The organism is Caulobacter sp. 17J65-9 (assembly GCF_010975005.1).
GTDB lineage: Bacteria > Pseudomonadota > Alphaproteobacteria > Caulobacterales > Caulobacteraceae > 17J80-11.
The window spans coordinates 1-5520 of record NZ_JAAIVC010000206.1; the positions used below are offsets into that span (position 1 = coordinate 1).

General features: G+C 72.7%; 4 protein-coding genes. All 4 read right to left on the bottom strand.

Annotated features, from left to right (window positions below; genetic code table 11):
- Positions 1-160: 160 nt before the first annotated feature.
- Positions 161-748: a TIGR00645 family protein gene (locus G3573_RS19545; protein WP_163263353.1), complete on the bottom strand. Its 588-nt coding sequence runs from the start codon at positions 746-748 to the stop codon at positions 161-163.
- A gap of 99 nt (positions 749-847) precedes the next feature.
- Positions 848-2800, bottom strand: a complete 1953-nt coding sequence (locus G3573_RS19550; RefSeq protein ID WP_163263354.1) for a tetratricopeptide repeat protein — start codon at positions 2798-2800, stop codon at positions 848-850.
- 1 nt (position 2801) lies between these two features.
- Entirely contained in the window at positions 2802-4727 is a 1926-nt protein-coding gene (locus G3573_RS19555; RefSeq protein WP_163263355.1) for a hypothetical protein, read from the bottom strand.
- 1 nt (position 4728) lies between these two features.
- The coding region (locus tag G3573_RS19560; RefSeq protein ID WP_205598378.1) for a hypothetical protein at positions 4729-5520 on the bottom strand (792 nt) is incomplete at its 5' end.

The following is a 5520-nucleotide window of genomic DNA, read 5'->3' on the forward strand; positions in this document are numbered from 1 at the left end:
GCCCGGCGCCGGTCGCGCAGGCGCCGGCTCCGGCCAGCCAGACGCCGGGCCAGACCACCGGCCAGATCGGCTGATCCGGACCCGCTGATCCATACCTGAAACGGAAACGGCGCGCCCTCGCGGGCGCGCCGTTTTTAGTTCAGCGAGGCGTCGGCGCGCTTTAAGCGCGCGAGCCCTTGGCGCGCGAGGACAGCCAGTCGGTGCCGGCCGACAGCACGGTGGTCGCGACGAAGGCCAGGTGCACGGTGACCAGCCAGCGCAGGTTGTCGGGTGTCGGCGGATGCGGACCGCCGATGGCCATGAAGCTCTTCAGGAGCTGGATGCCGGAGATCGCCACGATCGAGGCGAACAGCTTCAGCTTGATGTCGGAGAAGCCGACCGTGCCCATCCAGGCTGGCCGGTCCTCGTGGTCGGAGGTGTCGATCTTGGAGACGAAGTTCTCGTAGCCGGCCAGCACCACGATCAGGATCAGGTTGGCGGCCAGCGCCAGATCGATCAGCGACAGGGCGGCCAGGATGGCGGCGTTGGCGTCGAGCTCGAAGGCGACCGGCGTCAGCTCGATCAGTTCGCGCACGAACACGGCCAGCAGCATGACCACCGCCAGGATCAGGCCGAAATAGAAGGGCGCGGTCAGCCAGCGCGAGGCGAACAGCGCCGACTCCAGCGCCCGCTCCGCCCGCTTCAGTCCCTGGCCGGCTTTCGCCCGTCCCGCACGGCGAACCGCACTTTCGACAACCGTGTCGCTCATCATATCCCCCCTCGCGCGGGCGCGAACCTAGCCGCGATAGTTGAGTCCCGCGATCCCAAATGTGGCGACGCCGTTCGCCGACGCCGTGGTGGCGCGCCGTCAGCCGGGGCGCGCCTCCAGTCGGGCCAGCACCGCCTGGTCGGCCGCGCTCAGGTCCAGGGCGCGCGCCCGGCTCAGGTGCGCCCGTGCTTCTTGCCTGCGCCCCAGCTTCAGCAGGGCCTCGCCCCAGCGCAGGTGGTTGCGACCCCATTTCGGCGCGAGCTTGTCGGCGGCGGCGAACTGCCCGACCGCGCCCGCCCAGTCGCCCTTCTTCAGCAGCGCTTCGCCCCACAGCTCCAGCGGATCGGCCCAGCGCGGGCCCTTCTCGGCCGCCTGTTTGAAGCGGGCGATGGCGGCGTCGTAGCGGCCGCGCGCCATGAGGCTCTCGCCCCACTGGGCGTAGGCGAAGGGGAGGCTGGGCGCCTGCCGCACGGCCTGGCCGAACCAGTGATCGGCGCCGGCCCAGTCGCCGGCGGTCGAGGCGATGCCGCCGCGCGCCCGCACGCAGGGGTGACAGTCGAGGGGCGTGGTCGCGATCAGGGCCCGCGCGCCGGCCAGGTCGCCCTGCTTCGCCCTGCCGAGGGCGGCGTGCGGCGTGGCCTGCAGCCGCCACGCCTCTCGTTCTCCTGGCAGCAAATCCGCCTCGGGGACGCCGGCGATCGCGTTCAGCAGCGCCGTCCAGTCTTCCGTCTGCTCGGCGATCGCCATGTCCATGGTCGCTGCGGCCTGCGCGTCTAAGGCGCGTTGGTGGGCGTCGGCGTCCGCGGGCGTCGCGGCGACCCGTGACCGGCCCGCGCGCGCAGCGGCGAGGTCGTGGCCGGCCGCCTGGTCCGAGACCGCCAAATACAGCCAACCCTCCCGCCCGGGATGACGCACGACGTCATTGAAGGCCCGCGCCCCCGACGCGTAGTCGCCGGTCAGCTCGGCGATGGATCCCTCGACCGAAGAGGTGAGAAAGGCCAGCGCCTCCGGCCGGTAATATCGCTCGCCGTGATCGCGGATGAGGCGTTGAGCGGTCTGGTAGTCGGCGAGCGCCGCTTCGGAGTGGCCGAATTGCGCCTGGCGGAAGTCGCCGCGGTTGATCCAGGCCAGGCCGAACCTGGGCTCGACGGCGATGGCGGCGTCGGCCTCCCGGATCGCGCCGGCGGAGTCGCCGAGCACTATGAGGTCGATGCTCAGGCCATTGTGGGCCCACAGCCGGTCTTCGTCGTCGCCTTCCACGATCAGGCGCTGCAGCACCGCGTCGGCCCGGCGCAGGGACTCTTCGTCGCCCGCCTGGCCCAGCCAAACGGCGTAGCGGTACGGCTGGGTCACGGCGAAGACGTCCTCGGCCGCGGCCTGGATCAGCGCGTCGAGCTCGGCCTCGGTCCCGGCGTGCGGCCTGGCCGCGGCGGCGCCGGTGCGGGCGGCGACCACCAGGCCCTCGGGCGTCCGGTAGACCTCGCCGCTGATCGAGGTCTGGCGGCCCAGCCACTGCACCAGCACCCGGCGCAGTTCCCCGACCGAGACGCCGGTCTCGGGGATCTGCACCTTGATGTCGCCATTCCAGTTGTTGGCGTAGGTGGTCGGCGAGCGGTTGGAGATGGTGGCGTCCTGAAGTTCGCTCAGCCGATCCAGCACCTTGCTCGCCACCACCTGGCCGGTGAGGCCGCGCTCGGCCAGCTCCGGGGGCACGGAGAAGGGTTCGATCACCAGGCCGCGTTCGGTGCTGGCGTCCCAGACCAGCATGCCCAACAGGCCAGCCACGCCTAGCGCCGCGACGCCGGCCAACGCCTTAAGGCCCAGGCTCACCGTCTCGCTGGCGATCTGCCGGCGCAGCAGGCCCAGGCTCAGGGTCTCGCTGGCGATCTGCCGCTGCAGCAGGCGCGCGTGGCGCAACAGCACCAGTCGGGCCGGGTTCGACGGGGCCAGCGCCTCGGCCTCCGCCTCCAGGGCCAGTTCGATCGGATCCAGCGTGCCCGGCGTCGTCGGGCGCGAGGCGGGGGGATCGGGCGGGACGACGATGTCGGTCATGTCAGCTCTTCCTCGCCAGCGGCGTCGTCAAAGCTTGCAACTGGGCGCGATCGCCCTCGGACAAGTCGAGCGCCCGCGCGGCGCGGAACTGCGCGCCGGCCTCGGCGCGCCGGCCCAGCTTCAGCAGGGCCTCGCCCCAGCGCAGGTGGTTGCGGCCCCACTTCGGCGCGAGCTTGTCGGCGGCGGCGAACTGCTCGACCGCCCCGGCCCAGTCGCCCTTTTTCATCAAAGCCTCGCCCCACAGCTCCAGCGGATCGGCCCAGCGCGGGCCCTTTTCCGCGGCCTGCCTGAAGCGGGCGATGGCGGCGTCGTAGCGGCCGCGCGCCATGAGGCTCTCGCCCCAGTCGGCGTAGGCGAACGGCAGGCTGGGCCCTTGGCGCACGGCTTCAGTGAACCAGCGGTCGGCGCCGGCCCAGTCGCCCGCGGCCGAGGCGACGACGCCGCGCATGCGCACGCAGGTGTAGCAATCAGTCGGCGTGGTCTCGATCAGGGCCTGGGCGCCGTCGGCATCGCCCAGACGGGCCATGCCGACGGCGACGTAGGGGGTCATGTTGCTGCGGAGCTCGATGCGCTCGCCCGCCTGGAGCACGGTCTCGTCGACGCTGTCCAACGCCGTGGCGAGCCCGCGCCAATCTTCCAGGGCGAGGGCGAGGGCGGCGTCGACGTAGGCGGTGCTCCAGGCCGTGACGGCCCTGGCGCGCGGGTCCGCGCCGGCTTGCGGCGGCGGGATTTGCGCCCGGCTGTCGCGCGCGGCGGCCAGGTCGTGGCCTGCGGCTTGAGCGTTGATCAGCGAGGGAAGGTACCAATCCTGGCCGCTAAGCCGCGCGGCCTCCTGGTAGCCGCGCGCCGCGCCGGCGTAGTCGCCGGTGAGTTCGGCGACGATCGCCGCCTCACCCGGAACCAGGTAGGCGAGCGCGGCCGGATCCAGGAACCGCTCGCCGCGCTCGCGCATGGTCTCCAGCGCCGTCCGGGAGTCGGCCAAGGCGGCTTCGTCGTGGCCGAGCAGCTGGCGCAGCGTGCTGCGGTCGGACCAGGCCATGCCGAACCTGGGCTCCTGCTCGATCGCGGCGGTGACGGTCCGAAGCGCGGCTGGTGCGTCGCCGTCGGCAGTGAACAGCCTCAGGCTCAGGGCCGTGTAGGCCCAAAGGCGATCCTCCGGAGCGCCGGCGAGGATCAAACGCCGGAGTAGCGCCTGCGACCGGCGCACCGACTCCATGTCGCCCGTCCGGTCCACGTACAAGGCGTACCGGTACGGCTGGGTGACGGCGTAGACGTCCTCGGCCGCGGCCTGGATCAGGGCGTCGAGTTCGGCGTCGGTTCCCTTATGGGTCTTGGCCGCCGCCGTGCCTGTACGGGCCGACAGGGCCAGGCCGCCCTCGGGCGTGCGGTAGATCTCGCCGCTGATCGAGGTCTGCCGGCCCAGCCACTGGACCAGCAGCCGGCGTAGTTCGCCCACCGACACGCCGGTCTCCGGAATCTGCACCCTGATGTCGCCGTTCCAGTTGTTGGCGTAGGTGTTGGGCGCGCGGTTGGAGGGGGTGGCCTCCTGCATCTCGCTCAGCCGGTCCAGCACCTTGCTGGCCACCACCTGGCCGGTGAGGCCGCGCTCGGCGAACTCCGGCGGCACCGAGAAGGGCTCGATGACCAGCCCGCGTTCGTTGCTGGCGTCCCACACCAGCATGCCCAGCAGGCCGGCCACGACCAGGGCGGCGACCCCGGCCAGCGCCTTCAATCCCAGCGTGATCCGCTCGCTGGCGATCCTTGTCGCCTCGCTGGTGATCTGCCGCTCCAGCAGGCGGGCGTGACGCACCAGCACCAGTCGCGCCGGATCGTCCGCCGGCAGGCCGGCGGCCTCCGCTTCCAGCGCCAGTTCGATCGGGTCCAGCGTGGTCGGCAGGTCGCCGGGCGGGACGGTGACGTCGGTCATGTCACGTCCTCGCTTGCGCCCGGGGCGACAACGCCTCCAACCTCGCGCGGTCGGCCGTGCTCAGGTCCAGGGACCGGGCGGCGCGGAACTGCGCGCCGGCCTCGGCGCGCCGGCCCAGCTTCAGCAGGGCCTCGCCCCAGCGCAGGTGGTTGCGGCCCCACTTCGGCGCGAGCTTGTCGGCGGCGGCGAACTGCTCGACCGCCCCGGCCCAGTCGCCCTTTTTCATCAAAGCCTCGCCCCACAGCTCCAGCGGGTCGGCCCAGCGCGGGCCCTTCTCGGCCGCCTGTTTGAAGCGGGCGATGGCGGCGTCGTAGCGGCCGCGCGCCATGAGGCTCTCGCCCCAGTCGGCATAGGCGAAGGGCAGGCTCGGCCCCTGCCGCACGGCCTGGGCGAACCAGCGGTCGGCGCCAGCCCAGTCGCCGGCGGTCGAGGCGATCACGCCGCGCGTGCGCATGCAGAGATAGCAGTCGGTCGGGGTGGTCGCGATCAGGGCCTGGGCGGCGGCGAGGTCGCCCTGTTTCGCCTTGGCCAGCGCCAGCCAGGGGGCCATGAGGGTCGACCAGGAGATGCGTTCGGCGGGGCTTAGCGCCTCCGGGGGGAAGCTCGCCGCGGCCCGTTCCAGCGCCGGCCAGTCCTCGCGTGCGAGGGCGACGCTCATGTCCATGGGCGCGTAGGTCCAGGCCTGAAGCGCCGCCGCGTGCGGGTCGGCCTGCGGCGTCGGCGCCGGCGCTTCGGCGCGGGCGGCCCGGGCGCCGGCCAGGTCGTGGCAGGCGGCCTGGGCGCTCACCAGGGC